The organism is Collimonas sp. OK242 (assembly GCF_900107095.1).
Lineage (GTDB): Bacteria > Pseudomonadota > Gammaproteobacteria > Burkholderiales > Burkholderiaceae_D > Collimonas.
In genome coordinates this window covers 1-24,816 of the sequence record NZ_FNOR01000015.1, presented here as the reverse complement: position 1 = coordinate 24,816, position 24,816 = coordinate 1, and the positions used below count along the sequence as shown (strand labels likewise).

At 58.7% G+C, this 24,816-nt stretch carries 28 protein-coding genes; 14 read left to right on the top strand and 14 right to left on the bottom strand.

Annotated elements, in window-relative coordinates; all coding sequences use genetic code 11:
• Positions 1-201: 201 nt before the first annotated feature.
• The 4 genes from tagH (at position 202) to BLV81_RS16965 (ending at position 4,516) form a co-directional block, all read left to right on the top strand.
• The gene (gene tagH / locus BLV81_RS16980; RefSeq protein ID WP_092358413.1) at positions 202-1,467 is read left to right on the top strand and encodes a type VI secretion system-associated FHA domain protein TagH; all 1,266 of its coding nucleotides are present in this window, start codon (positions 202-204) and stop codon (positions 1,465-1,467) included.
• A complete protein-coding gene (locus BLV81_RS16975) occupies positions 1,460-2,281 on the top strand; it encodes a PP2C family protein-serine/threonine phosphatase (protein WP_092358411.1) in 822 nt (273 codons plus the stop codon). The genes tagH and BLV81_RS16975 overlap by 8 nt, the downstream gene beginning before the upstream one ends.
• Positions 2,282-2,383: 102 nt before the next feature.
• The gene (locus BLV81_RS16970) at positions 2,384-4,006 is read left to right on the top strand and encodes a serine/threonine protein kinase (protein ID WP_255365299.1); all 1,623 of its coding nucleotides are present in this window, start codon (positions 2,384-2,386) and stop codon (positions 4,004-4,006) included.
• Between the two features lie 24 nt (positions 4,007-4,030).
• A complete protein-coding gene (locus tag BLV81_RS16965) occupies positions 4,031-4,516 on the top strand; it encodes a TssQ family T6SS-associated lipoprotein (protein WP_255365298.1) in 486 nt (161 codons plus the stop codon).
• A 21-nt stretch (positions 4,517-4,537) separates the two neighbouring features.
• Here BLV81_RS16965 and BLV81_RS16960 read toward each other — a convergent pair whose 3' ends face one another.
• Entirely contained in the window at positions 4,538-5,455 is a 918-nt protein-coding gene (locus BLV81_RS16960) for a LysR family transcriptional regulator (RefSeq protein WP_092358405.1), read from the bottom strand.
• Positions 5,456-5,601: 146 nt separating this feature from the next.
• On the opposite strand from BLV81_RS16960, the gene BLV81_RS16955 reads away from it, so the two are divergent.
• Entirely contained in the window at positions 5,602-6,915 is a 1,314-nt protein-coding gene (locus BLV81_RS16955; protein ID WP_092358403.1) for an SGNH/GDSL hydrolase family protein, read from the top strand.
• Positions 6,916-7,030: 115 nt separating this feature from the next.
• Positions 7,031-9,106, top strand: a complete 2,076-nt coding sequence (locus BLV81_RS16950) for an NADPH-dependent 2,4-dienoyl-CoA reductase (protein WP_092358401.1) — start codon at positions 7,031-7,033, stop codon at positions 9,104-9,106.
• A gap of 45 nt (positions 9,107-9,151) precedes the next feature.
• Here BLV81_RS16950 and BLV81_RS16945 read toward each other — a convergent pair whose 3' ends face one another.
• From BLV81_RS16945 to BLV81_RS16920, 6 genes are all read right to left on the bottom strand, one after another.
• On the bottom strand, positions 9,152-10,387 hold the full coding sequence (locus tag BLV81_RS16945) for a hypothetical protein (protein WP_092358399.1): 1,236 nt from the start codon (positions 10,385-10,387) through the stop codon (positions 9,152-9,154).
• Between the two features lie 24 nt (positions 10,388-10,411).
• Positions 10,412-11,122, bottom strand: a complete 711-nt coding sequence (locus BLV81_RS16940) for a hypothetical protein (protein ID WP_092358397.1) — start codon at positions 11,120-11,122, stop codon at positions 10,412-10,414.
• 34 nt (positions 11,123-11,156) lie between these two features.
• Positions 11,157-11,699, bottom strand: a complete 543-nt coding sequence (locus BLV81_RS16935; RefSeq protein WP_092358395.1) for a hypothetical protein — start codon at positions 11,697-11,699, stop codon at positions 11,157-11,159.
• Complete coding sequence (locus tag BLV81_RS16930; protein WP_092358393.1) at positions 11,696-11,974, bottom strand: DnaJ domain-containing protein; 279 nt, start codon at positions 11,972-11,974, stop codon at positions 11,696-11,698. Before BLV81_RS16930 ends, BLV81_RS16935 begins: the two co-directional genes overlap by 4 nt.
• Before the next feature lie 190 nt (positions 11,975-12,164).
• Entirely contained in the window at positions 12,165-12,788 is a 624-nt protein-coding gene (locus tag BLV81_RS16925) for a tRNA-uridine aminocarboxypropyltransferase (protein WP_092358391.1), read from the bottom strand.
• Positions 12,788-13,771 carry a LysR substrate-binding domain-containing protein gene (locus BLV81_RS16920; protein WP_255365297.1) on the bottom strand — a complete coding sequence of 328 codons (984 nt, stop codon included), beginning with the start codon at positions 13,769-13,771 and terminating at the stop codon, positions 12,788-12,790. The genes BLV81_RS16925 and BLV81_RS16920 overlap by 1 nt, the downstream gene beginning before the upstream one ends.
• A gap of 126 nt (positions 13,772-13,897) precedes the next feature.
• Here BLV81_RS16920 and BLV81_RS16915 point away from each other — a divergent pair, with 126 nt between their 5' ends.
• Positions 13,898-14,152, top strand: coding sequence for a hypothetical protein (locus tag BLV81_RS16915; protein ID WP_092358389.1), 255 nt, complete (start codon positions 13,898-13,900; stop codon positions 14,150-14,152).
• 36 nt (positions 14,153-14,188) lie between these two features.
• Here the strand turns inward: BLV81_RS16915 and BLV81_RS16910 are convergent, their stop codons facing one another.
• Both BLV81_RS16910 and BLV81_RS16905 read right to left on the bottom strand, forming a co-directional pair.
• Positions 14,189-15,136: a 1-aminocyclopropane-1-carboxylate deaminase/D-cysteine desulfhydrase gene (locus BLV81_RS16910; RefSeq protein WP_255365296.1), complete on the bottom strand. Its 948-nt coding sequence runs from the start codon at positions 15,134-15,136 to the stop codon at positions 14,189-14,191.
• Positions 15,081-16,088 (bottom strand): LLM class flavin-dependent oxidoreductase, encoded by a 1,008-nt coding sequence (locus BLV81_RS16905; RefSeq protein ID WP_092358385.1) that lies wholly within the window; start codon positions 16,086-16,088, stop codon positions 15,081-15,083. Before BLV81_RS16905 ends, BLV81_RS16910 begins: the two co-directional genes overlap by 56 nt.
• Before the next feature lie 237 nt (positions 16,089-16,325).
• On the opposite strand from BLV81_RS16905, the gene BLV81_RS16900 reads away from it, so the two are divergent.
• Together BLV81_RS16900 and BLV81_RS16895 are read left to right on the top strand one after the other, a co-directional pair.
• Positions 16,326-16,805 (top strand): HAD domain-containing protein, encoded by a 480-nt coding sequence (locus BLV81_RS16900; protein ID WP_092358383.1) that lies wholly within the window; start codon positions 16,326-16,328, stop codon positions 16,803-16,805.
• A 50-nt stretch (positions 16,806-16,855) separates the two neighbouring features.
• Positions 16,856-17,725 (top strand): cysteine hydrolase family protein, encoded by an 870-nt coding sequence (locus tag BLV81_RS16895; RefSeq protein ID WP_092358381.1) that lies wholly within the window; start codon positions 16,856-16,858, stop codon positions 17,723-17,725.
• A gap of 6 nt (positions 17,726-17,731) precedes the next feature.
• Here the strand turns inward: BLV81_RS16895 and BLV81_RS16890 are convergent, their stop codons facing one another.
• On the bottom strand, positions 17,732-18,655 hold the full coding sequence (locus BLV81_RS16890; RefSeq protein ID WP_092358379.1) for a LysR family transcriptional regulator: 924 nt from the start codon (positions 18,653-18,655) through the stop codon (positions 17,732-17,734).
• Between the two features lie 149 nt (positions 18,656-18,804).
• Here BLV81_RS16890 and BLV81_RS16885 point away from each other — a divergent pair, with 149 nt between their 5' ends.
• Positions 18,805-19,560: a 3-oxoacyl-ACP reductase family protein gene (locus BLV81_RS16885; RefSeq protein WP_092358377.1), complete on the top strand. Its 756-nt coding sequence runs from the start codon at positions 18,805-18,807 to the stop codon at positions 19,558-19,560.
• 43 nt (positions 19,561-19,603) lie between these two features.
• Positions 19,604-19,750, top strand: a complete 147-nt coding sequence (locus BLV81_RS23945; RefSeq protein WP_176992871.1) for a hypothetical protein — start codon at positions 19,604-19,606, stop codon at positions 19,748-19,750.
• 214 nt (positions 19,751-19,964) lie between these two features.
• Here BLV81_RS23945 and BLV81_RS16875 read toward each other — a convergent pair whose 3' ends face one another.
• Together BLV81_RS16875 and BLV81_RS16870 are read right to left on the bottom strand one after the other, a co-directional pair.
• Positions 19,965-20,750: a DUF2145 domain-containing protein gene (locus tag BLV81_RS16875; protein ID WP_092358373.1), complete on the bottom strand. Its 786-nt coding sequence runs from the start codon at positions 20,748-20,750 to the stop codon at positions 19,965-19,967.
• Positions 20,751-20,801: 51 nt separating this feature from the next.
• Complete coding sequence (locus tag BLV81_RS16870; RefSeq protein WP_255365294.1) at positions 20,802-21,212, bottom strand: hypothetical protein; 411 nt, start codon at positions 21,210-21,212, stop codon at positions 20,802-20,804.
• Between the two features lie 197 nt (positions 21,213-21,409).
• On the opposite strand from BLV81_RS16870, the gene BLV81_RS16865 reads away from it, so the two are divergent.
• On the top strand, positions 21,410-22,153 hold the full coding sequence (locus tag BLV81_RS16865; protein ID WP_092358369.1) for a helix-turn-helix domain-containing protein: 744 nt from the start codon (positions 21,410-21,412) through the stop codon (positions 22,151-22,153).
• A 61-nt stretch (positions 22,154-22,214) separates the two neighbouring features.
• On the opposite strand, the gene BLV81_RS16860 is transcribed toward BLV81_RS16865, so the two are convergent.
• Positions 22,215-22,637 (bottom strand): ester cyclase, encoded by a 423-nt coding sequence (locus BLV81_RS16860; RefSeq protein ID WP_092358367.1) that lies wholly within the window; start codon positions 22,635-22,637, stop codon positions 22,215-22,217.
• Between the two features lie 146 nt (positions 22,638-22,783).
• On the opposite strand from BLV81_RS16860, the gene BLV81_RS16855 reads away from it, so the two are divergent.
• Both BLV81_RS16855 and BLV81_RS16850 read left to right on the top strand, forming a co-directional pair.
• Entirely contained in the window at positions 22,784-23,629 is an 846-nt protein-coding gene (locus BLV81_RS16855; protein WP_092358365.1) for an AraC family transcriptional regulator, read from the top strand.
• A gap of 57 nt (positions 23,630-23,686) precedes the next feature.
• The gene (locus tag BLV81_RS16850; RefSeq protein WP_092358363.1) at positions 23,687-24,049 is read left to right on the top strand and encodes a VOC family protein; all 363 of its coding nucleotides are present in this window, start codon (positions 23,687-23,689) and stop codon (positions 24,047-24,049) included.
• A 472-nt stretch (positions 24,050-24,521) separates the two neighbouring features.
• Here the strand turns inward: BLV81_RS16850 and BLV81_RS16845 are convergent.
• Positions 24,522-24,816, bottom strand: a 295-nt coding sequence (locus tag BLV81_RS16845; protein ID WP_143036366.1) for a transposase, incomplete at its 5' end; no start/stop codon positions are given.

Genomic DNA, 24,816 nt, shown 5'->3' with positions numbered 1-24,816 from the left:
TTTTGTAGCTGACAGAAAATGTCACTACGAATGACAAGAGAGGGCAGTTCTGCAGCTTGTACCTCGCAAAATTACCAGGTTTTTCGCGCTTCTCCGACCGATTTTCAGCTGCAGTTTCTTGGGCATGGAACTTGCTGCCAAGCATACAATGATTCCCTCAGGAAATTTGCGCAAGCTTTTGCGTAGCTGGAAACCCATCCGATGATAAAAATTAGTGTTGTTTCATACAATAATGTAGCGCCCGAAGCGCCTTTGTCAGCCGTATTCGGCCGTGAGCCAAAAACTCTCGGTCGCAGCGAAGAGAATTATTTCGTCCTGGCCGATCCCAGGAATTTTGTGTCGCGGACCCAGGCAGCGATCAAAAGCGACGGCGTCCGCCAAACCATCACCAATCTCAGCCGCGCCAATCCGATCTTGTTGAATGGACATGAGATCGATGCCGAGCGTGAATACGATTTGCAGATTGGCGATGAAATCCAGATCGGCCTGTATTTATTGCGCGCCGAAACGCAGCTCAACTTAATGAAAGATAACCCTGACATGAACAATCAGCCAGGCCAGCCGTCGACCAATCCTGTGCAGCGGGTAAACAGCAGTAAGCCCGGCGGCAAACCTTTGCTGAGCGTATCCGAGACCCGCCTGGCGGCGCTGGCGCAGTTGAACCTGGAATTGGCGGCCACCGCCAATGCCTCCCTGTCGACATCGTCGCAATCACCGGCTGCGCCACTGCGCCCCGTGCATACGGTGCAGCGCCCAGCCGTAAGTTCCGCTGCTGCGCCTGCGCCCGCTCCGGCTGCGGTGAGTACCAGCGACGCCGACAGTCCGGCCGCCGAGCCGTCCGCATCCGGCGAAGCGCTGGTTCAGGCCTTCATGAAAGGCGCAGGTTTGCCGGCCGAGACGTTGACGCACGAATTGACGCCAGAGTTGATGGAAACCGTCGGCAAATTATTGGCCACTGCCGTGCAGGGCACGATAGCCCTGAACGCCACGCGCGCGCTGGTGAAACGCGAAGCGCACGCGGATGTGACCAAGGTGGTGGTGCGCAACAATAATCCCTTGAAATTCTTTGCCGACAGCCAGACGGTGCTGAGCCAGATGCTGCGCAAGAAAATGCCCGGCTTCATGGGCGCCGCTGAAGCGATGCAGGACGCTTACCAGGATTTGCAAGCGCACCAGGTGGGCGTGGTTTCCGGCATGCGCGCGACCATGAACGAAATGCTGCAGCGTTTCAATCCTGAAGTGATGGAAAAACGCTTGAAAAAGGGCGGCGTGCTGGAGGCATTGCTGCCGGCGACCCGTAAAGCAAAGTTATGGGATGCCTATAACGAGCGCTTTCAACGAATTATTGCGGAAGCCACGCAGGACGATTTCCAGACTTTGTTTGGCAAAGCGTTTTTGCAGGCTTACGAAAGAAAAGTCGAGAAGCTGAAGAAAGAGATGCCGCAAAAAGAGACGCAGCATGCCTGAACCATCCTTACTCAGCGACACGGCGGTTCCGGTTGTCCTGGGTTTGGCGCAACTAAGTCATGCGGGCGGAAGGCAGGTCAATCAGGATTCCTGGGGCAGCGTGCTGCAGGACGAGCTGGCCTGCGTGATTGTCGCCGACGGCGTCGGCGGCGAGTATGGCGGCGAGATCGCCTCGAATGTCGTCGTGCATTCGATCATGGAAATGTTCGTGGAAGAAGCTTCTTTCGGTCCGCGCGCGCTGCAGTCGTATATTGAGCACGCGGTGGAGCAACTGAAGCGGCGTCAAACTCAGATTCCGCGTTTGAAAGACATGAGCTCGACGGTGGCAGTGTTGCTGATCGATCAAAAAAACCGTTGCGCACTGTGGGCCCATATGGGCGATACTCGCCTCTATCTGTTCCGCCAGGGCAAGCTGCTGAGCGCAACCAGGGATCACAGCCTGATCCAGCAATTCGTCGATGCCGGCCATTGTTCAGCCGAACAATTGCGCCGGCATCCACGGCGCAGTATTTTGTCGGCCGCAGTCGGCGTCGAGGGTAGCGCGCCCGCCACGGTGACCCAAAGCGTGACCGAATTGCAGGGCGATGACGCGTTCCTGATCTGCACCGACGGTTTCTGGGAATGGATCAACGAAGCAGAAATGGAGCAGGCGGCATCCCAGGCCGATTCTGCACAAGACTGGCTCGACAACATGCACGCGCTGGTAGAAAAGAACGGCAGCGCGTCCAACGTTCCACTTGATAACTGTACTGCGTTTACAATCCGTATAGCCGATCCTCGACCAGCAGCGCCGTCAACGACCTTCGAGTGTTGACCGCTGTCCAGAACAATATTACTAAAGTCGACCCAACTGCCTATGCCAAACGCCAAGCCGATTGATCAGCAAGAAATATCAGCAACAGCTGTCGAGAACTGCTTGCCCAAGGGCACCCGCCTGGCCGATTTTGAAATCATCGGCGTCATTGGCGAAGGCGGTTTCGGCATCGTCTACTTCGCCTTCGACAGATCGCTGCGCCGCATGGTGGCCATCAAGGAATACATGCCGGGCGCCCTTGCCGGGCGCGGACCGGACAAGAAGGTCGTGGTGCGCTCGCAGCGGCACCGCGAGACTTTCACCATCGGCCTCAAGAGTTTCATCAAGGAAGCGCGCCTGCTGGCGCAATTCGATCACCCGGCGCTGACCAAGGTTTACCGGTTCTGGGAGCAGAATAATACCGCCTATATGGCGATGCGTTATTACGAAGGCCGGACCCTCAAAAGCGTGGTCCAGAACTCGCCGGCGCAGGTGACCGAAGCCTGGCTGAAAAGCATGCTGAAGCCGATGCTGGAAGCGCTCGACGCCATGTACCGGGTACAGATACTGCATCGCGATATCTCGCCTGACAACATCATGATCCAGAAGAACGGCGAAGCGGTCTTGCTCGATTTCGGTGCGGCGCGCCAGATTATCGGCGACATGACCCATTCGCTGACGGTCATCCTGAAGCCGGGTTACGCACCCATCGAGCAGTATGCCGACGACGCCATGATGAAGCAGGGGCCGTGGACCGATATCTATTCGCTGTCGGCGGTCATCTATTTTGCGATCGTCAAGACTGCGCCGCCGACTTCGGTCGCGCGTATGATCAAGGACCCGATCGAACCCTTGCAGGATGGCCAGGAAGGTAAGTACGGCGGCGGATTCAGCAAAGAATTCCTGGCCGCCATCGACAAGGGGCTGGCCGTGAAGCCGGACGAACGGCCGCAATCGATAGAAGAATTTCGCAAATTGCTGGATCTGGAACTGTCGGTGCCGATGCCTATGCCCGACAACGACACCGACAGCCCGATCGCCTTCCGCGCGCCTGGCCGCAAACCGGGCGAAGCGCCGGTAGTTGCCAGCGGCAAGCGCAGGCGCAACAGGTCTGCGGCCCCGCAGGCCAGGCTGTTGGATAAACCGCTGCGGGCGCCGGGCTGGTCGCTGGTCGCCGCGGTAACTGTGCTTGGGCTGGGCGCCTTTCTGTGGCTCAAGCCGGCGCGCTTGCCGCCGCAGTTGCCGACCAGCGCCGCGGCTGTCGCTGCGGCACGCGTGCCTGCGACGCCGGCTAAAGTCGCGCCAGCCGTGTTGACGGCAGCGCCGAAGCCGGCCAACGCCTCGGACGAGAAAATCCCTGATGAAGAAGCCGTCGGCTGGGAAACCTTGAAACGGCTGAAGAATCCGGCGCCGCAACAGATCAACGCTTTCCTGCAGAAATACCCGAACAGTCCGCATGCCGAACTGGCGCGCGCCAGATTGGCGGAGCTGCAAGGCGCGGGCAAGGGCGCGGAGGTAAAAGCGGTCGAGCCGACCGGTGTCGTCATGCTGACCATCAAGCCTTGGGGCAAGGTGCTGGTCGACGGCAGCATGAAGGGTGTCAGTCCGCCACTGAAAAGACTGCTTCTGCCGGAAGGCAAACATCAGATCAAAGTGATCAATCCGAATTTTCCGGACCGCGTTTTCGACATCGATGTCACGCCGAAAAAGTCACGCAATATCGATTACGATTTTTCGTCCAAATAAATGCAGTTTAGCCAAGAATCCGTCATGACTCACTCTTTCTACCGTATCAGTAGCGCCGCCATGCTGGCTGCGGCCTTTATGCTCGGCGGCTGCGACATTCTCAATGCTGCACAAACGCCGAAAACAAGCAAGCCGAAAGCAAGCAGCCCGGCACCCAGCGCTTCGGCGCCGGCGGCGGCTACGGTTGCTCCTGAACCGGCGGCGCCGGCGGCCGCGTTGTCCGATGGCATTGCCTTGTACAACAAGGGCAGTTACAGCGCCGCCATCAAGCGCCTCGCCAACGCCCCGGAAATCTGGTCGGCAGACATTTCGTTCCAGACTGAAGCCCTGAAAACCATGGCTTTCAGTTATTGCGTGACGTCCAGGAAGAAGCTGTGCAAGCAGCAATTTGAAAAGGCGCTGAAGCTCGATCCCAACTTCGACCTGGCGCCCGGCGAACAAGGCCATCCGTTGTGGGGTCCGGTATTCAAGCAAGCCCAGCGCGCGGTTGCAAGCAGCGCCAACAAGTAAGATCCCGGATCCGATTTCCAGTTAGCGGCCGAATATCGGCGCCGAAAACCCCGGCAATTTTGGAATCCGCTCCGCCATGAATTGCATGAAAACCGTGGCGCGCAAGGATTGATAGCGACGCGACGGGTACAGCAACGAAGCTTCCTGCCCCGATGCACTCCATTCCGGAAGAATGCGCTGCAACTGGCCCGATTCGAGCAGGTCGTGGACCAGCCAGGATGGACATATGCCAAGACCGGCGCCCATCAGGAAACTCTCGCGTATCGCTAGCGAACTGTTGACTTGGTAGCGGCAGCGGGTGACGATCTCGATCGTGCCGGCCGGGCCGCTTATTTGACTCACCTCGCCATTGGCCGGCCGCGCGAAACCAATATAGCGATGATTTGCCAGATCCTCGGGACGCCGGATCTCCGGGTAGCGCGCCAGATAAGCCGGCGCCGCCACCAGATAGCGCTGGGCGCTGGCGATCTTGCGCGCGATCATATTGGGCGGCAGCTCGCCCGCCAGCCGTAACGCCACGTCGACGCCGTCTTCCACCAGATCGACAAAGCGATCATTCAATATCAGCTCTACCTCGATCTCCGGATACAACGCCAGGAATTCCAGCACCAGCCCGTTGAGCCGCAATTGGCCGAGGCCGAGCGGCGCGTTGACGCGCAACAGACCGGCGGGTTTCTCGGTTAAGCCGCGCGCGTCGCTCACCGCTTCGTTGAATTCTTCCAGCACCCGTTTGGCGCGCTCATAAAACCGCTTGCCCTGTTCGGTGGCGGTCAGGCTGGTGGTGCTGCGCTCCAGCAAACGCACTCCCATGTCCTTCTCCAATGCAGCGATGGTTTTGCTGACGGTCGGTTGCGTGCTGTGCTGCTCGCGCGCTACCGCCGACAAACTGCCTAGCTCCACTGCCCGCACAAAGCTGCGGATTGCTTTGATCTGATCCATATCATTCCATTTTGGAATAAGCCATAGTCAATTTTGACTACTACCATTCGTGTTGGGAAGAATATACCTTGTTTGTATCGCTACCTCGCTTGTACTTGCTTGTATTTGCCTGTATCGCATACTTAATCAATCAAAGGAGTCACTTCATGCGCTTTCCTGCCAGTTATCCGAAAATCGCCGCGACGCTAACCTTGCTGTCGCTGTTGACGCTCTTCAATATACCGGCCACAACGGCGCAAGCAGCCGACCGTGCTACGCAGCACGCGATCGCCAGCTGGACGGCCAGCCCGCAACCGGCCTGGGAGAACGGTTTTCCCTTGTCGACCAATATCCCGGCCACCTTGTCTAACCAGACCGTGCGCCAGATCGCCCGGCTCAGCATCGGCGGCAAGCGTGCCCGGGTGGTGCTATCCAACGAATATGGCACAACGCCGTTGACGATAGGGGCGGCGCACATTGCGCTAGCCGCAATGTCAGGCGATGGCTCGGAAATCGTCGGCGGCTCGGATCGTACTCTTACCTTTGACGGCCGCAGCGAGGTGACGATAGCCCCGGGTGCGCCGCTCGTCAGCGATCCGATCGATTTGGCGCTGCCGCCGCTGGCGCAGGTCGCGGTCAGTATATTCTTGCCGCAGACGACGCCTCTCGCCACGTTCCACTGGGACGGCAAGCAAACCGCTTACATCGCACCTGGCAATCTGACAGCGGCTCCTTTGATCAAGACCGACCAGACCGTGGAAGCGCGCGTGTTCCTCAGCGCGATCCTGGTCGAAGCGCCGCCCGCAGCGCGCGTGGTGGCCGCATTTGGCGATTCGATCACCGACGGCGCCGGCTCCACTTCGAATAGCAATCAGCGCTGGCCCGATCTGCTGGCGCAACGGCTGGTCAAACAACAGATCGCCGTGATCAACGCCGGCATTTCCGGCGCCAGGGTGCTGAGCGACAAGATGGGCGTCAATGCCATGGCCCGCTTCGATCGAGATGTGCTGAATCAACCCAATGTCGACACGGTAATCCTGCTGATGGGCATTAATGACATCGGCTGGCCCAGCAGCAGCTTCACGCCCCATGATCCGGCTTTGCCCGCGGATAGCTTGATCGCCGCCTATCGGCAATTGATAGCGCGTGCGCACTTGCGTCATGTGCGCATCGTCGGCGCTACTTTGAGCCCATTCGAGGGCGCATTGCAGGACACCGCCCTGAAAGGCTATTATTCCGAGACCAAGGAGCAGACTCGGCAAGCGGTAAATCAATGGATACGCGGCAGCGGTGAATTCGATGCAGTCATCGATTTCGACGCCGCGCTGAGGGATCCCCGGCATCCGCTACGCTTCCTGCCGGCCTACGATTCCGGCGATCATCTGCATCCCGGCGACCGCGGCTACCAAGCCATGGCCGACGCGATCGACCTGGCCACATTACTCGGCTCGCGCCGACCGGCAAGGACCGGGGTGAAATAGGTTAGTGGCTCTAATCGCCGCCAAAACCAGGCCATTTCAGCGATCTGTAGGTGCTTTTCAGGTAGATTCCGGCCTGTAACCGATTTTTCAGCACTACGGCCTCTTGGAAAAAACCATGTCCCATCCCGTCTACCCACATCTGCTCGCACCACTCGACCTCGGTTTCACCACCTTGAAAAATCGCGTGGTGATGGGTTCCATGCACACCGGCCTGGAAGATCGCTTCTTTCACTACGCCAAGCTGGCTGAATATTTCCGGGCGCGCGCCAAGGGCGGCGTCGGGCTGATCGTGACGGGCGGCATTTCGCCCAGCAGGCAAGGTTGGCTGCTGCCGTTCGGCGGCACCATGAACAGCGTCGGCGATATTCACAACCACAAGCGTTTGACCAGCGCCGTGCACGAGGAAGACGGCAAGATCGTGATGCAGATCCTGCATGCCGGACGCTACGGCTACCAGCCGTTCGTGGTGTCCGCCTCGGCCATCAAGTCGCCGATTTCCCCGTTCAAGCCGCGCGCATTGAGCGAGCGCGGCATCCAGTCCACCATCGCGGCTTATGTACGCAGCGCCACGCTGGCGCAGCGCGCCAACTACGACGGCGTCGAAATCATGGGCAGCGAAGGCTATCTGCTCAACCAGTTCCTGTCGCCGCGCACCAATCGTCGGCAGGACCGCTGGGGCGGCAGCATTGAAAACCGGATGCGGCTGGCGCTGGAAATCGTGCAGCGCATGCGCGCCGCGGTGGGCGAGCGTTTTATCATCATGTACCGCCTGTCATTGCTGGACCTGGTAGAAGGCGGCAATACCGGCGCCGAGACAGTCGCCGTGGCCCAGGCGCTGGAACAGGCGGGCGTGACCTTGATCAATACCGGCGTCGGCTGGCATGAAGCGCGCATACCGACCATCGTTACCTCGGTGCCGCGCGGCGCGTTTCGTGAAGCGACGGCCAGGCTCAAGCGCGCCGTCAAGATCCCGGTGATTGCTTCCAATCGCATCAATACGCCGGAGGTGGCGGAACAGATCCTGGCCGAGGGCGATGCCGACATGGTGTCGATGGCGCGGCCGTTCCTGGCCGATCCCGATTTCGTGCTGAAGGCGCAGCAGGATCGCGCCGCTGAAATCAATACCTGCATCGCCTGCAATCAGGCTTGTCTCGACCATACCTTCAAGAACCAGCGCGCCAGCTGCCTGGTCAATCCGCAAGCCTGCCATGAAACCGAACTGGTCTATCGCCGCACCGTGAAGGCGCGGCGGGTAGCGGTGATCGGCGCCGGTCCCGCCGGCTTGTCGGCGGCGACCGTGGCTGCCGAACGCGGCCATCAGGTGACGCTGTTCGAGGCTGCCGCGCAGATCGGCGGCCAGTTCAATATCGCCATGCAGATTCCCGGCAAGGAAGAGTTCAGCGAAACCATCCGCTACTTCCAGCACCGGCTCAAGCGCACCGGCGTCGCGCTGCAGCTGAATCAGCGCGTCGACCGGGCGCAGCTGGAAGCGCTGGGTTTCGACGACGTGATCGTGGCGACCGGCGTGACGCCGCGCAATTTGCGCATTCCCGGCATCGAACATCCCATGGTGCTGTCTTATCTCGACGTGTTGCAACGCAAGGCGCCGGTCGGCAAGCGGGTGGCGGTGGTCGGCGCCGGCGGCATCGGCTTCGACCTGTGCGAATTCCTGCTGCACGATGCGCATGTGCCTTTGCCGGTGCCGATAGCGCACTGGATGGATGAATGGGGTGTCGATCCGCTGGCCGCGCAGGCTGGCGGTTTGAAGTCAGCGGTGACGACGGCGCCAGTGCGGGAAATCCACCTGCTGCAGCGTAAGCCGAGCAAGGTGGGCGCGGGGCTTGGCAAAACTTCGGGCTGGGTCCATCGAAGCGTGATGCAGCGTAGCGGCGTGCAGATGTTGGCAGGTGTCGACTATCAAAGAATCGATGACCGCGGTTTGCATATCAGCGTGGGTGGCGCCAGCCGCGTGCTGGCGGTGGATAACGTGGTGATCTGTGCCGGACAAGAGTCCTTGCACGAATTGATCCCGGCCGCCGCCATTGCGCCGGGTAAGCCGGGCCAGCCGCTCAGAACCAAAACGCAGCAAGCCGGTTTGCGTTATCACCTGATCGGCGGGGCTGCGTTTGCCAGTGAACTGGATGCCAAGCGGGCGATACGCGAAGGTGCGGAACTGGCTGCGAGCTTGTGAGACTGCAGCGGTGAAGCAAGCGGCCGCTAGTCGGCTGGCAGTCGGCTAGCCTTGCGCCTTGCCGGCTGCTTTTACTTTGATATTGCAATTCTCTTTCAAGAACTTCAGGGCGCGCGTGTATTTGGGATCGTCATCGTCGATCAGATATTCCTGCGCTTCCGGCAAGAATTCGTCTTCCCACAACGACAGCAGATTGTCCTTGATCTCGAACGGCGCCGAGCTCCTGATGAAAGTCGACACTGCTTCGCTGTCGAAACCATGCTGGCGGACTTGCCGGATCATGGCCCGCGCCTCGGTTTCCGACACGGTCGTCTTGGGTTTCGCAGCGGCCGCGATGCACATGAAAATCGTCAGGCGCGAGTAGGGATCTTCCTTGCCCTTGGTAACCTTGTGCCACTCCTGCGACACCAGGGCATCAAACCCGTCCACGTCTTCCAGGCTGCCTTCCTGCACGAAGTAACGCAGCTCGACCAGGTTGAGCAAGCTGTCGAGCGTCACCGCAGGATCTGTCAGCGCGTCATGCTTCTCGATCTCGCGCCGGATTTTTTCTGCAACGTCGCGATATTCCGGCGGCACGTCGTCCAGCAATTTTTTGGGAATCTTCAGTTTCCCGGCAGCGCTACTGTTAGCCGCATTGCTGCGTATCGCCGCCAGCAATTTGGCAAAACCAAGGCGGTTGGGAAATTCTCCGCCGCCGCCGAGGCGCACCAGCAGCGCGCTACGGATGACCGTTTCAGCCCCTGTGAAATCGAGCGCCGAGTGTTCCAAACCCAGGTCGTCGGCAAACCAGAGCGCCGCCGCAAGCACGGCCGCGCACTCCGCGCGCACCTTGCACTCTTTCCGGTAGGCGTTCAGGGAAAACGGCTTGTTCAGCGTACGCTCGTCCTGGAACTCCTTCAGCGCCTGGCCTTTGGCATCGCCGAAAACGGTAGAGTCGGGCAGTGCATGCAGCGCCTTGAGCAAGTCGTTGCCGCCGCGCGAATGCGACAGAAAAGTATTGTCGCGCAGCGATTCCGCCGATTTTTGCAAATCGCCGTCGTACGTCTGTTCCAGATACAGGCTGATCAGGTTGACGATGCGTTGCCGCGCGTTTTCAAGATCGGTGTGCAGATGGCTGGTGCCGAAGAACGCCGCGACCTGCACCGTGCCCTTGGCGGCGTCCTCTATCATCGCGCGGCATTTTTCCTGATCCAGGATATGGCTCTTGAGGCCGAAACCAAGCGCCTTTTCAAAGAAAGGGCGCTTGTCGACCAGTTCGATATTCCGGTGTTTGTCGGACATGGGATGCGTGGATTTCGGGGACGGTTAAAGCGCGGATTCTTCGCCGGGATCGACGGCGATTGCCGGTTGCACAGCAGCGGCAGGGCGAGTTGCCGGACGGTCCAGTTGTTCGAGGTTTTTCTGCTCCTGCAATTCCAGCTCCGCTTCGCGCCGCAAGCGTTCCTTCAGCCGTTTTTTCAGTACCGGCCAGATCTGTTCGAACATATCGGCGTGCTCGTGCTTGAGCAGCCAGGTCAGTTCTTTCCAGTCGCGATCGCTGACTTCCGATTTGTCGACGGCGTCGCCCTCTTCGGTGCGGTTGACGTTGAAGGTATCGTAGGTGACGAAATGCACCACCTCTTCGTCGCGGTCCGCCAGGTAGTCGATCAGCGCTTCGCAGCCGCCGTCGACATCGCCGATCGCTTCGAGGAATTCGCCGGTGTGGCTGTCGTCGCGGAACAGCACCGCATTCACCATGCCGCGCAGGCGCACATGGCTATGGTCGCCATACAGCCGTTCCATGACCACCGCGCGCGCGAATTGCTCCGGCGTCACCAGCAAGTTGACCACCGACTCTTTCGATGTGTCGTATTCGCGGATGACGGCCAGCAGGTCTTTCGGCGGCAAGGTGTCAAGCGCGGCCACCAGGGCGTAATCGCCCTCGGTCTCCGCCAGGCTGACCAAAGCGAATTCGGCGCCGGCGATATCGCCGTTGCGGATCAGGTTTGCTGCTTTTACTACTAGCGCGTTTGTCATGGAATCACTAAATCAAAAATGTCTAAATCTAAAATCAGCCCAGGCGTTCGAAGCCTTGCTCGGAGAGCCAGTCGGCGCCTTCCACCTCGAGATCGCGGCCGTCGTCATCGTCGTCGTTTTCGACCCCGTCCACCGCATCGTCCGACTCGCCATGGGCCGACTGGTTATAGACGCCCTGATAACTGCCGTTACTCTTCTCATGCAGGTATTCGAGGCACACCGTGGTGATCAGGAAACGCTCGCCGCCCGGCTCCTGCAACGCAATGTCCGCCAGCTTTTGCGCCCATGACTCGAACTGCACTGCATCGGCGACGTCGGTCCACGATGGGAAATCATCGGGTTCATCGGATAACAACATGGTCAGCGTCTGCGGATTGGTGAAGTCGATACCGCCGTGAAAAGCCACCGCCACCATTTCCGGGTCGGTTTCGATCATCGGCATCATCAATGCAAACTGCGAGCGCTTGCTTTTCAGGCGCGAGGTCAGGATGTCGTTGCCTTCGGAATCGCTTTGCAAGTCTTCCAGTTCAGCCTGGTAAGCCTTGGTCATGTCTTCGAAAAAAGCGGAAAGCATCATTGCAAAACCTTGTTCATATAAGTGGTCCAGATTTGTCGGGCAGTTTCAAGCGGGTTTTCCAGCAAGCTGCGGCGCCGGTTTTCATCGTATTCCTGGCGTTTCACCACATCCGACAAAAGATCGTAGGCTTCCTGGATGTCCCGGAATCGCGCGGGCGCATCGGGTGCGGTATTTCTGTCTGGGTGAAACTCTGAGGCTTTCTTGCGATAGGCGTTTTTCAGCGCGCCAGCCGTTGCATCACTGTCTATGCCGAGAACGGCGTAATAATCCTTCATGCGTCCTCACACGTTGGCGTCGGCGATTGCCGTCTGGTTACAGATGGAATGAATGCTTGCAGGGTAAGCGCTTATTGCTGAGCATTGCTGAGTATTGCTCAGCGGATACAAACGCTTAAGAAGGGTCCGAGGAGGATACACGAGTGGCGGCAAGAAGTCGATGGCGGGAGTCGCCGGAAAACCACGGTTTTTAGCGCTTTTCATAGACAAGCTGCTGCCCCACAAAGCCGCTAAACGCTGTCAGCAGAGGCTGATATTTCTCCTCGTTTTGCTCCAGCTGCATCAAAGCATAACAAGTTGCTTCCAGCGTGGATAGCTGTCCGGGGCTGTGGGCTTTGCGAATCAGGTAGCGCGATGCCGGCGTATCGCGCAGCGACAAGCGCGGTAATTGCTGCAGCAATGGATTGAGGTACAGCATTTTCCGGCTCTTGCGCCAAGTGCCGTCCAGCACGATCAAACGCACTTGCGACGGATCGAGCAAACGCGCCTGCTCCAGCTGCTGCGGCGGCGCCAGGTTCAGGCCTTGGTCTTCAGGGCTGTCCGGGTAGAGCAGGATGGTGTACCTGGCTCCCGGCGTCTGCAGCAGCGCCTGCATGGCCTGCTGCGCAAAGACCTCGCCGACAAGCACTTCACTACGCGCCAAACTCAGCTGCAGCAAACGAACGCTGCCTTTCGCATTGCCGACTTCCAAAGGGTGCTGCAAGATCAACAGGTCGGCCGCATGTTCTATCGGCGTAATCCAGCCGCAGATACAGCTGCGCTGCGGGCGCAGGCACCTGAGGCAAGTAGGACGTTTGACAGGGGTTGGCTGCATTACGAGGTTTTCTTGCGCGTCGATACCTTCTTCGGCGCCACGCCATCCACCGTAGCGCCGATTGCGACGATTGGCGTAACCGGACTCTGCAATGCGCGCACTTCGTCATGCAGCCAGCTGCGCAAAGCTTGCAGCGGCGCCCAGTCGCGCAAAGCAGGCGGATAAACCAGGAAGTAGGAAGCGAAATCGGCGTCCGGCGCCAGCCGCTGTTCCGAGAGTTGCACCAGCAAGCCGTCGCGCAAGGCATCGGCCACCTGGAACTCGCGCCCCATCGCTACCCCCAGGCCTTGCTCGGCGGCTTGCAGCATCAGGCCGGCGTCATTGAAGCTGGCCACCGGATTGGTCCTTACCTTCAGGCCGGCTTCACTGAACCAGCGATCCCATAAATCGGCGTCGCCCAGCAGCGCTTCGTGCACCAGGGCGGCGGCACCGCCGCCCTGCAAGCGGCGCGCGGTGGCCGGCGAAGCGACCACCACCAACGGGCTATCGAACAGACGTTCGTCGCTCAAGCCGGGCCAGCCGCCGCGCCCTTGCCGCAGCGCCGCGTGAAAACCGTCGCGCTGCAAATCGATCAATTGCTGCGACGAGTGCAGCTCTATTGCAATGTCGGGATGACGTTCGCGCCAGCGCTGCATGCGCGGCAGCAGCCAGCGCTGCAAAAAGGACGGCATCACCGTCAACCGCAGCCGTTGCGCAGTACCGATGGACGTCGCGGCGGCGGCCAGCACGCCGACGTCCAGCTGCGCCAGCGCCGACTCGACGCTGCAGAGCAGCGCCTGGCCCGCTTCATTGAGCACAATACGGCGGCCGCGCCGCTCAAACAGGGCGAAACCAAGCTGCTGCTCCAACACGCCTATCTGCTGGCTGACGGCGCTATGGGTCAAATGCATTTCTACCGCCGTGGCGCGCAAATTCTGCAGGCGCGCGGCGCTGCGAAAGACGGGAAGGGTATGAAGTGGGAGTCGGCTCATGCTGGTAAGCATAACTGACCAACATGGTTAGAACAAGTCGTTTCCCTAAGTGCGTTTGGTTGGATATTCTGACCAGTATTGAAAGCGCTTTAAAGAAAGCACTTCAAATACTCCCGATAACCAACTTGAGAGCTTGCCATGAACTGCGTATCGACACTGGACCAAATCGTTACAACATTGCCACGTCCGCAAGGCTTGCTGGGCGGCGTTTTACAGGTAGCCAGGAACGCCGCCGGCTGGTGGCAGCAACGCCTGGCCGTGACCCAGGCAGCAGAGGTGCAGCCAAGATATGTGCCGAATGTGCGTGAAATGAACGACCATCTGTTGCGCGACATCGGCTATCTCGATGCCATGCCGCCGCGCGAAGCTGCTCGCCACGATGCGATTTATTGAATGCCGATGAAATTGGCGAAGGTGGCATGCCGGTTTTCAATCGACAAATCCGCGTGCCCCTTGCATGCCTCCGGTATGCACGGCGAGCACCCGCTCATCCGCGCGGAAAGCACGTGCCTGCTGCAGATTTCTGAGGGCATGGAATAGCTTGCCGGTGTAGACCGGTTCTATCGGAACCCCGAATTCCCGTGAAAACCCGCGGCAGAACTGGCGCAACTCCGGCGGGGCTTTGCCGTAACCGCCATGATGCGCATCGGTGATCAGTTCGTAATTTCGGTAGGCTGGATAACCCGCCTCTTGCAGCAAGCGCGCAATCTCCTGGTGCAAATAGCCGGCGTTCTTGAGAACGGCGATGCCGATCACGCGGCCCTGTCCTTGCAAACCCGCCAGGATGCCGGCCAGGGTGGCGCCGGTGCCGCATGCAGCCATGATCACTTCCGGAATGAAGGGCAGCTCGCCGACCAGTTCGGCGACGCCGCGCAAGGCTGCCGGCGCGCTGCCGCCTTCGGGCAGCCAGACATGGCTGTCGTCGGCAGCGGCTATATGCCGGCGCCAGGCTTGCGGGTCGTCGCGCAACTGGCGATAGCCGTCGCGCGACACGAACCGGATTTGCATGCCCAGACGGCGGCAATCGTCCAGCGTGACGCTGGCTTGCTCCGCTGCGCCGCGCACCAATCCTATGGTCGGCCAGCCGCCCAAAGCCCCGGCATGAGCCAACGCATGCAAATGATTGGACCACGGGCCGCCCATGGTGACCAAGGTCGGCCTCAGCTCTTGCAACGCAAGCAAGGGATATTTGAGCTTGCGGAATTTATTCCCCGATACCTCGGCATGCAGCAGGTCGTCGCGCTTCACCCAGACGGCGCGCCCCAGGAAAGACGTGCTTTCCAAGAGCTGGCAGGGTGAAGGAAAATCGGAAAACAGCACGTTAAATCGACATCGGCAGCGGTTCGACGCTGCGCGCAACGTCGGCGATGATTTCATAGGAGTGCAGCCGCGCCTTGTGCTCGAACACATCCGAGACAATCATCAATTCATCGGCGCCGGTGCGCAGCAGGAATCTTTCCAGCCCTTCGCGCACGGTTTCCGGCGAGCCGACGATCGAACACGCCAGCATGTGCGAAGCCTGCGCCTTTTCCAGCGGCGACCAATAGGTCTCGATATCGTCGATAGGCGGCTTGCTCAGGCCGCGTACTCCACGGTGCATGTCGGTAAACGACATTTGCTGGGTGGTCGCCAGGCGGCGCGCCTCGGCGTCGGTATCGGCGGCGACGATGTTGATGCCCACCATCGCGTGCGGCCTGGCCTGCTGTGCGGATGGTTTGAATTGGGCGCGATACAGCTGCAGCGCCATTTCCAGCGAATCCGGCGCGAAATGCGAGGCGAAGGCATACGGCAAGCCAAGCTCGGCGGCCAGGCGCGAGCCGAAAGTACTCGATCCCAGTATCCACAGCGGCACCTTGGTGCCGTGGCCCGGCACGGCGACGATGCGCTGGTCCGGCGCGGCCGGCGCCAGGAAGGCTTGCAGTTCCAGCACATCCTGCGGAAACGACTCGGCGCTGGCCGGATCGCGCCGCAACGCCCTTGTCGTGATCTGGTCGGTGCCGGGCGCGCGCCCCAGGCCGAGATCGATACGGCCGGGAAACAGCGAGGCCAGCGTACCGAACTGCTCGGCAATCACCAGCGGCGCATGGTTCGGCAACATGACGCCGCCGGCTCCCACCCGTATGGTGCGGGTACCGGCCGCCACATGGCCTATCGCTACCGCTGTGGCCGCGCTGGCGATGCCGCGCATGTTGTGATGTTCTGCCATCCAGAAACGGCGATAGTTCCAGCCCTCGGCGTGCAAGGCCAGATCGCGCGCATGGTCGAGCGCGCTGCGCGCATCGCCGCCTTGGCGGATACGGACCAGGTCCAGAATTGAAATTGGGATCACAGCGGCTTCCTTGTTCAGCTTGCGGTTTTCGAGTATATCTGCAGTGGTTTAAGCCTGCTGGACGGCTGCCGTTTTGCCGATCGGCCGGCCGTGGCGATTCCCTTGGAGTAAACTTGGTGGTCTAATAGCGCCACTCCCGCACTTGCCTGATTTGCATGCTTTTGCCCCCATTCGAGAGCGATTTCTCGATTCAACCTTGATAACCGCCCCTTAATTCAACACTTTATTCGACGCTTTATGAAAATTCTCTATCTGGACTACAACGGCGTCTTGCACGACGACAAGGTCATCCGCAACCGCAAGCGCGGCCTTTACATTGCCACGCCCGACCGCGCATTCTTTGAATGGATGCCGATCCTGGAAGAATTGCTGGCCCCCTATCCGGACGTCAAAATAGTCCTTTCCACCAGCTGGATCAGGGCGCTGGGTTTCGACGCCACCAGGCAGGAGCTCACCGAAAGCTTGCGCGAGCGCGTGATCGGCTCCACCTTCCATCACCCCAAACTGACGCCGGCGGAATTCGACACCATGCCGCGCGGCATGCAGATCTGGCGCGATGTCGAACGCCGCAAGCCGACCAGCTGGCTGGCGCTTGACGACGACGCCTTCGGCTGGCCGGCAGCCTGCCGCAACCATTTGCTGGAAACCAAGGGCAATCTGGGTTTGAGCGATCCGGCAACGCAAGATGCACTGAAAACCATGCTGGCGGCGCTTTAGGCAAAAAACCGACAGCGGGCAGACCGCATGGAAAAACAAAGGGGAACCGGATGCGCCGCAATCTGCACCTGTTGATCATCGATCCGCAAAACGATTTTTGCGATCTGCCGGCCGACTATCTTGCGGCCGATCCGGCCAACGGCGGCAAACCAGCACCCGCGCTACCGGTGCCAGGCGCCCACGGCGACATGCTGCGCGTGGCGGACCTGATCAATCGCGGCGGCGCCGGTATCAGCGAGATCAGCATCACGCTCGATTCGCACCACCGGCTCGATATAGCCCATCCCGGGTTCTGGATGAGCGCGGCGGGTAGCGCGGTCACGCCGTTTACCCAGATTTCGGCAGCCGATGTGCGCGCCGGCAGTTATCTGCCACGCATGCCCACAGCACTGCCGCGGGTGCTGCGCTACCTGGATCAACTGGAAGCAGCGGGGCGTTATCAGCTGATGGTGTGGCCGGTCCATTGCGAGATCGGCGCATGGGGCCACAACGTCCACGCCGATGTACGGCGCGCCTACAACCGCTGGGAAGAAGACACCCTGCGCAGCGTCAACAAGATCAGCAAAGGCAGCAATCCGTGGACCGAGCACTATTCCGCGGTACAGGCCGAAGTGCCTGACCCCGACGATGTGCTGACACAATCGAACCAGGCCTTGCTAGACAGCCTGGCAACGGCCGACCGCATCTACATCACCGGCGAAGCCGGCAGCCATTGCGTGAAAGCCACCACGGAACATATCGCCGATCATTTCGGTCCGCAGCATATGGCGAAGCTGGTGCTGGTGACGGATTGCATGAGTCCGGTGAGCGGATTCGAGCGGCAGTATCGGGAATTTTTGGTGGATATGGTGGCGCGCGGGGCGCAGATTGCAAATGCGGCGGATGTGTTGACAGATCTGTCAGCTAACGCGGATCGCTGAAATACCTCAAAACGCCGAAAAATGCCGAGCCAGTTCCTGCGCCCGGAAATGCTCCACCACATAGTCGACAAATACCCGGGTCTTGGCCGACAACAGTTTTTGGGCGGCGAAGTATAGCGATAAGGTGCCGCCATCGACATACCAATCCGGCAAGACGCGTATCAAGGTTTTGTTTTGCAGGAACGGCAGAGCATTCGGCAAGCTGACCAAGGCAATCCCGAGACCCATTTGTGCGCTTTCGCAAGCGGCTTCGGGATCGCTCATGGTCATCCGCATGCGCAGCGTCACCGGCGCCTGCTGATTAGCCCGGTTGCGCAAAGGCCAGGGGCGTACCCGTCCGGTTTGCGGCGAGCGGATGAAAATGCCGTCGAACGCCCCTAGATCTGCTGGCGATGCCGGCGCCGGACGGTCGTTGAAGTAACCTGGCGCAGCTACCAATACACGATGCGCCGGCGCAAGTTCGCGCGCCACGACGCCGGGCGGCAGTTCGAAGCCGCCACCGAGGGCGGCATCGAAACCTTGCGCGATCAGGTCGACCTGGCGATTATCGAAATGCCAGTCCGGCGAGATTGCCGGGTACCTTGCCAGGAACGGCGCCAGCAACGGCACCATGTAGGTACGGCCGAAACCGGTACCCATGCTGACCTTGAGCACGCCAGTCGGTTGTCCTCCGGCGCTGGCCAGGTTGTCGACGGCAGACTGGATCGACATTAATCCATCCCTGACTTCATGCAAAAAACTTTCACCGGCCTCGGTCAAAGTCAGGCTGCGCGTGCTGCGATGGAACAGGCGCACCCCCAATCCGGTCTCCAGCCGCGCCACGTTCTTGCCGACCGCAGCCGAAGTCATGCCAAGCCGCCGGGCCGCCTCGGAAAAGCTGCCCGCCTCGGCGCTGCGCACGAAACACTGCATGCCAATCATTGTTTCCATGGCTTCATCCTAAACCTTATTTTAAACCTTTGGTATCAAGTGAATATCAAGATTCATGGCTAGTAACGACATAATGATCGGCCGATACTTCACTTGTCAATCCGGCGCCAGTCACTGCGACAAGCGCCTTAACCAAATGGAGAAATATCATGACTATCAATCAAAAAGCAGTACTCGACAATAAAGTCGCCTTCATCCAAGGCGGTTCACGCGGTATCGGTGCAGCGATCGCCAAACGGCTGGCCAAAAACGGCGCCGCTGTCGCTCTCACCTACATCAGCTCAACAGAACGCGCCGCGCAAGTCGTCAAGGAAATAGAAACAGCCGGTGGACGCGCCATCGCAATCAAGGCCGACAGCGCCGACGCCAACGCAATCAAAGCGGCGATCGAGCAAACCGTAACCGCTTTCGGACGACTCGATATCCTGGTCAATAACGCCGGCGTGCTGGCGATTGCGCCGCTAGCCGAATTCAGCCTGGAAGACTTCGACCGCACGCTGGCAATTAACGTACGCAGCGTGTTCGTGGCGACGCAAGCAGCGGCGCGGCACATGACAGAGGGCGGGCGTATCATCAATATCGGCAGCACCAACGCCGACCGCATGCCGTTTGCCGGCGGCGGACCCTACGCGATGAGCAAGTCGGCGATCGTCGGCCTGACGCGCGGCTTGGCACGTGACCTGGGTCCGCGCGGCATCACCATCAATAATGTGCAGCCGGGTCCGGTCGATACAGATATGAATCCAGCCGGCAGCGATTTTGCGGCCACGTTAAAGGCGATGATGCCGGTCGGCCGCTATGGCACGGATGAGGAAATCGCAAGCTTTGTCGCTTACCTGGCCGGCCCCGAGGCGGCTTACATCACTGGCGCCAGCCTGACTATCGATGGCGGATTTGCTGCCTGATGATATTGCGATGAGGCCGTTACCCATCAACGCGAGACGCTTTATGGAATGTATCGTGCGCTACGGCGTGATCCAGCTCGCCAACGAAGTAAGCCAGGCGTCCGCCATGTTTTGCGATGCCGAAGTAAGCGGTACGGTTGGTTCCGGGCCGCTGAGCTCGATGTCGGTATTGACGATCCAGCCGCCATAAAAACACGCGCATGCAGCGATGTCGAATTGCGTCGCGCCAGGTAGGCAATGTGCCCGCCCATGCTGAACCCGGGAAAGCCGGTGCGCTCGGAAACATCCTGGCGCGCATGGAGAAAATTGATGACTGCGCGCACGTCTGCAATGACCGTCGGGCGGCTTAGGTGATGCAAATTTTCAAAGTGTCTATCCCCGCCCTCCGCACCGAATGGCAACGATTAAAGACTTACTGTGAAATAGCTGACTCCGAGCTCGGATTTCTTCAGGAAATCGAAAACCGAATCAGCGGTAACGGTCTCAATCCTGTCGCTGAAGCGTTTCTCGTTGGGATGATCGTCAAATGCAATGTTCGCCTTGAACATGCGGGCGCCAAGCCGCGTCATCGGGCCGATATTGAGCGCAGCCGGTTCATATCCCTTGAATTTTAGCCATGCCTGCGCCTGCTCGCGATTCTTTATTTGTGGCTCCATCGCCAGCGCCAGCGTTTCCAGTACCCATTGATTCGATTGCTGATACTTGTTTCCCCACGCGTAGGCCAGCATACTGTATTGCGGAATGTACTCGGTTAACACTTTGTCCCGATTCGTGAGCACCGCTAATATCCGCTTTTGCACTTCTGGCGCAGGCACCGCGATGGCATCCTCGAATTTGAACGGATCATCGAGGAAGAATTGTCCCATTCCCTGTTCAAAAATATTACTGACCGCTGTCCCGCACTCATTCAATTTATGCACGATATTCCAGGTCGCTCCGTCTTTGTACGCGAAAGCGATATGAGAATAGCGCTGCCCATATTTACTGAGATCCTGGCCGACACGACCAATGATCACCACCTCCGCGCCGCTGGCATTGAGTTGCTCGACGGTTTTGACAGCCAGCGCCAGCCCCTGCGTCACCATGGCCGCCGATGGCGGCTTTTGTTCACAAGCCTGGCCGGCATAGCCCAGACCAGGCATTAATAAACACAGGCTGGCCGCAGCGGCAAGCAGATATCGCTTATACATGGTGCGCTTTCATGAAAATGTGATGAGAATGTCCGCAGCTAACGCAAAGAGTTACGATATCTTCTTGCTTTTCATCAGTGACTTGCCAAGTTCGGTAGGGATAATCGCCAATACTCGCCCAGCACTGACCAGCAGCATGCCGGCTGAGGTCGCAGTTGCGCTGAGGACATCACCTACGCCGATCGATACTGCGCCGCTGGCGTTGGCCGTGACAGTGACCGAACCGCGCACACCGGTGCCGACTTTCTCCAGTACGTAGAGCGTACCGTTGCCCGAGGCCTCCACACCCTTGATCAGATATTCGCCTCCTTCTGAAATGAAATATGCCGGAGCCACAACTGAAGCAACGACGGAGATAGCTGACATATCACTGGCGGTGGATTGAGCAAATGTCTGGTTGGCGACCAGCGCCCCGCACAAAGAAAGCGCAGCAGCGATACGACGTAGCGACAAGTTTTTCATACTATTTTTCCTTAAGAGATGTTGATTGAAATGCGGTCGTGTCCGGTCGATCTTGGATTGAATTGCTGCGTTAAACGACAGCCAGACTTTAACAAAAGTATCGATTATTCCAAATAAGTAATAAATAGAATCGTATATTGCTTTACAAAGTATTGAAATACAATACTATTTTACACAGCAAAATCAGCGAGGGAAAAATGGCGCAGGCAGAAGCCTTGATCGGGGCGCTGAAAAATGTTCTGAAAGCACGTGGCATCACCTATGCGCAGCTGGCAAAAAGCCTGGGATTGAGCGAGGCAAGCGTCAAGCGCGTATTTGCTACGAAAAGCTTCACGCTCGAACGTTTCGATCAGATATGCACGCTGTTGGACATACAAATCAGCGACCTGGCACGCATGATTTCGCATGAAGCGGCAACGCCGTCGCAATTGTCGCTGGAGCAGGAAAACAAGCTGGTATCTGACCCGAAATTATTGCTGATCGCGGTGCATGCGCTCAATCACTGGTCGCTGGAAGAAATCCTGGAGGTTTTTGATTTTTCCAAGGCCGAATGCGTACTGATACTCGCGCGCCTGGACAAGCTTGGCATCATCGATTTGATGCCCAACAATAGGATACGCGTACGCGTTGCGCCAGACTTTACCTGGCTCCCTGGGGGGCCGATACAGCAGTATTTTCGAGCGCAACTAAGGAATGATTTTTTCAACTCGCGTTTCGACCGGGACGGCGAAAAAATGACGATGGTCAGCGGCATGCTCTCGCGGGCCAGCAACGCAATCGTCCAACACCACATGCGCCGTTTGAGCGCGGAATTTTCAGCGCTGCATCATCAGGATTTGAGTCTGCCTTTTTCTGAACGATTTGGCACCAGCCTGATTCTGGCAGTTCGGCCTTGGTCTCCTGAGTCGTTTATGAATTTCCAGAAAAAGCCGCACACCTAGCCGCTATTGAAGCTTAGGCCGGTTCAAAAATTATCTGAGAAATTTCGGCGACACAGCTAGCCTATCCCGAGACAGGCAGAGCACCTATCTGCTGAAGTAATCCCAGGCGGTCAACCTGCACCCAGGCCCGGGCAATCTTGCCATCCCGGATTTGGAAAATCACATTTGCAGTCTGCGTCACCCGGGCATGGCTTGCCACCCTCCCTGCAAACGGCCCGCCATGGGTTGCCTGAAACCTCCACCTGACGGCGACCCGGTCGCCTTCGGCGATCAAATCCTCAAGCTCGAATTGCACATCGGGAAAGCCGGTGCGCACCGCAGCGATACCTCTTGCAAATTCAGCAGCGCCCTGTTCACCGGGGCTGCCAACAAAATCGTCAGCGACCAGCTCCGTCAATAACCCCAGCTTGCCCTGGTTGATGCAATCTTCATACAGCCTGCGGATGAGAAGTTTGTTGTTTTCAATGACATGCGTAGTCGACATCGGTTCGCTCCAGTTTTGTTGTGGAATAGGTATAGATGACCGGACACCAGTGTAAAACTTCAACTTAACTTGAAGTCAAGAGGGAAGAATAAATTCATCGCCGGCGATAAGTTGTCCAAATTTTGAATCGGTATACACTGAACCGGGTGAATACCATCATTCTTTCGCAAAGCACGTCGATCAGCGTGATCGATTATCGCTGCAACGCCAGCCCGGCCGAGAGGCCAGTCGCCGAGTTGCACCGCAGTCATTCGGTTTCCTATGTGCGACGCGGCAGCTTTGGCTTGCGCTATCGCGGCAAGCAGTATGAGCTGGTGCCTGGATCGGTAATGATCGGATACGCCGGCGATGAATTCTGCTGCACGCATGAGCACCATGTTTGCGGTGACGAATGCTTGTCTTTTCAATTTACGCCGCAATGTGTCGAATCGTTCGGCGCCCGGGAATCGACATGGCGCACCGGCGCCTTGCCGCCGCTGGCGGGTCTCGGCATGCTGGGCGAACTGGGGCAAGCCGCCGCGGAAGGACGCAGCGATGTCGGACTGGACGAAATCGGACTGCTGCTGGCAGCGCGTTTCATAGCACTTGCCTCCGGCAAGCAAGCGGCGTCGACGCGGGTGCCGACGACGACCCAAGACCGCCGCCGCGCAGTCAATGCCGCAATGTGGATCACTGCGCATGCGCATGAGGATATCGACCTCGAACGGATTGCCATCGAAGCCGGCATGAGCCCTTTTCATTTCCTGCGGCTGTTCAGCCGCGCACTCAGCGTCACGCCACACCAGTACCTGTTGCGTTCGCGCTTACGCCATGCCGCCCGCTTGCTGGCTGACGGCCGCTCCGTCACGGACACTGCGTACGACGTCGGTTTCAATGATTTGTCCAACTTTGTGCGCACCTTCCACCGTGCCGCAGGTGTTTCACCAAAATATTTCCAGCGCGTCGCCCGCGGCCAGCGCAAGATTTTCCAAGAAAAACTGGATTCGATCTGAAATGATGGCTGCCTGATGCATCCACATCCGGGTGGATGCAATGACAAGGAGATCATCATGTTCGACCATATCGGATTGAAAGTGAAGAACCTGGACGCCAGCGTGCGTTTCTACCAGGCCGTGCTGAAAGACCTGGGGCAGGTTCTGGTGTCGCAGGGTGACGGCTACGCCGGTTTCGGGCCGCCGGACCAGCCGGCGCTTTGGCTATATTCCTCTACCGATGCGCCGGCCGGTACCACGCACATTGCCTTTAGCGCCGCCGGTCACAAGCAGGTCGACGGTTTTCATGCGGCCGGCTTGAAAGCCGGGGGGCGCGACAACGGCAAGCCGGGCCTGCGTACCGACTACAGTCCGACCTACTATGGCGCATTCCTGATCGATCCGGACGGTAATAATGTCGAAGCCGTCTGTCTCGGCTAGCGGCAACGCCTTACTGCGGAATTCGAGTCAAGAGCAGCGTCAAAAACAACGTCACGTAGTTAAATAGGCTATGGGGCGCGTACGATGGCATTCGATGGGCAGGCGCTGGTGCAAATTGAGCGCTACGCCGGTTTTGGCTGACCTGCTGTGCTGGCCCGCGCCGATCTATCCTGATGGCGCTGGCCTTACGGTCCGAGAATAACCGACTGATGCGTGTTGCGACAGGCAGTAAACGGCCCATTCCGGCCGGTCAATTCTCTCCAAAGCAGACGCTCAAATATAAGCTAGCGATAGGGGCGACTTCACTCTCTGTCGCTACTATTCAACCGGTGCAAGCGTTAATACAAGCCGAATAGGTACTGCCCGCCCTTCGTGTTTCAATTCGAGCATCAAGTCAGCATCGGGCAGAGTCCAGAGAGTGAGCCGGATAGGACCTGTCAGAAATTCTGTGTGCGGGGCCAGAATTTCGTAGTTAGTTAATCGCGTTCGTGAAACGTTCGCCGAACATGATGGCGAACTGGTTGGCTGCTTGCTTCCATGTCCGCTGCGGCATCTTCCAATCTTTTTCAATATTGCGCAAGGCGAGGAACAGCAATTTTGTTGCGGCGTCATCGCTGGGGAAGTGGCCGCGATTCTTGACGATCTTTCGAAGGCGCATATGCAGGCTCTCTATGGCATTGGTCGTATAGATAATCGTGCGCACCTCGGGTGGATAGGCAAAGAACGGAATGACCTGCTGCCACTGCCGCCGCCACATGGTTGCCACG

Excerpts from the sequence above, each read along its gene's own strand:
- tagH (WP_092358413.1), top strand. The coding sequence starts at position 202 with ATGATAAAAATTAGTGTTGTTTCATACAATAATGTAGCGCCCGAAGCG.
- BLV81_RS16975 (WP_092358411.1), top strand. The coding sequence starts at position 1,460 with ATGCCTGAACCATCCTTACTCAGCGACACGGCGGTTCCGGTTGTCCTG.
- BLV81_RS16965 (WP_255365298.1), top strand. The coding sequence starts at position 4,031 with ATGACTCACTCTTTCTACCGTATCAGTAGCGCCGCCATGCTGGCTGCG.
- BLV81_RS16960 (WP_092358405.1), bottom strand. The coding sequence starts at position 5,455 with ATGGATCAGATCAAAGCAATCCGCAGCTTTGTGCGGGCAGTGGAGCTA.
- BLV81_RS16955 (WP_092358403.1), top strand. The coding sequence starts at position 5,602 with ATGCGCTTTCCTGCCAGTTATCCGAAAATCGCCGCGACGCTAACCTTG.
- BLV81_RS16950 (WP_092358401.1), top strand. The coding sequence starts at position 7,031 with ATGTCCCATCCCGTCTACCCACATCTGCTCGCACCACTCGACCTCGGT.
- BLV81_RS16945 (WP_092358399.1), bottom strand. The coding sequence starts at position 10,387 with ATGTCCGACAAACACCGGAATATCGAACTGGTCGACAAGCGCCCTTTC.
- BLV81_RS16940 (WP_092358397.1), bottom strand. The coding sequence starts at position 11,122 with ATGACAAACGCGCTAGTAGTAAAAGCAGCAAACCTGATCCGCAACGGC.
- BLV81_RS16935 (WP_092358395.1), bottom strand. The coding sequence starts at position 11,699 with ATGATGCTTTCCGCTTTTTTCGAAGACATGACCAAGGCTTACCAGGCT.
- BLV81_RS16930 (WP_092358393.1), bottom strand. The coding sequence starts at position 11,974 with ATGAAGGATTATTACGCCGTTCTCGGCATAGACAGTGATGCAACGGCT.
- BLV81_RS16925 (WP_092358391.1), bottom strand. The coding sequence starts at position 12,788 with ATGCAGCCAACCCCTGTCAAACGTCCTACTTGCCTCAGGTGCCTGCGC.
- BLV81_RS16920 (WP_255365297.1), bottom strand. The coding sequence starts at position 13,771 with ATGCTTACCAGCATGAGCCGACTCCCACTTCATACCCTTCCCGTCTTT.
- BLV81_RS16915 (WP_092358389.1), top strand. The coding sequence starts at position 13,898 with ATGAACTGCGTATCGACACTGGACCAAATCGTTACAACATTGCCACGT.
- BLV81_RS16910 (WP_255365296.1), bottom strand. The coding sequence starts at position 15,136 with ATGAAATCATCGCCGACGTTGCGCGCAGCGTCGAACCGCTGCCGATGT.
- BLV81_RS16900 (WP_092358383.1), top strand. The coding sequence starts at position 16,326 with ATGAAAATTCTCTATCTGGACTACAACGGCGTCTTGCACGACGACAAG.
- BLV81_RS16895 (WP_092358381.1), top strand. The coding sequence starts at position 16,856 with ATGCGCCGCAATCTGCACCTGTTGATCATCGATCCGCAAAACGATTTT.
- BLV81_RS16890 (WP_092358379.1), bottom strand. The coding sequence starts at position 18,655 with ATGGAAACAATGATTGGCATGCAGTGTTTCGTGCGCAGCGCCGAGGCG.
- BLV81_RS16885 (WP_092358377.1), top strand. The coding sequence starts at position 18,805 with ATGACTATCAATCAAAAAGCAGTACTCGACAATAAAGTCGCCTTCATC.
- BLV81_RS23945 (WP_176992871.1), top strand. The coding sequence starts at position 19,604 with ATGGAATGTATCGTGCGCTACGGCGTGATCCAGCTCGCCAACGAAGTA.
- BLV81_RS16875 (WP_092358373.1), bottom strand. The coding sequence starts at position 20,750 with ATGTATAAGCGATATCTGCTTGCCGCTGCGGCCAGCCTGTGTTTATTA.
- BLV81_RS16870 (WP_255365294.1), bottom strand. The coding sequence starts at position 21,212 with ATGAAAAACTTGTCGCTACGTCGTATCGCTGCTGCGCTTTCTTTGTGC.
- BLV81_RS16865 (WP_092358369.1), top strand. The coding sequence starts at position 21,410 with ATGGCGCAGGCAGAAGCCTTGATCGGGGCGCTGAAAAATGTTCTGAAA.
- BLV81_RS16860 (WP_092358367.1), bottom strand. The coding sequence starts at position 22,637 with ATGTCGACTACGCATGTCATTGAAAACAACAAACTTCTCATCCGCAGG.
- BLV81_RS16850 (WP_092358363.1), top strand. The coding sequence starts at position 23,687 with ATGTTCGACCATATCGGATTGAAAGTGAAGAACCTGGACGCCAGCGTG.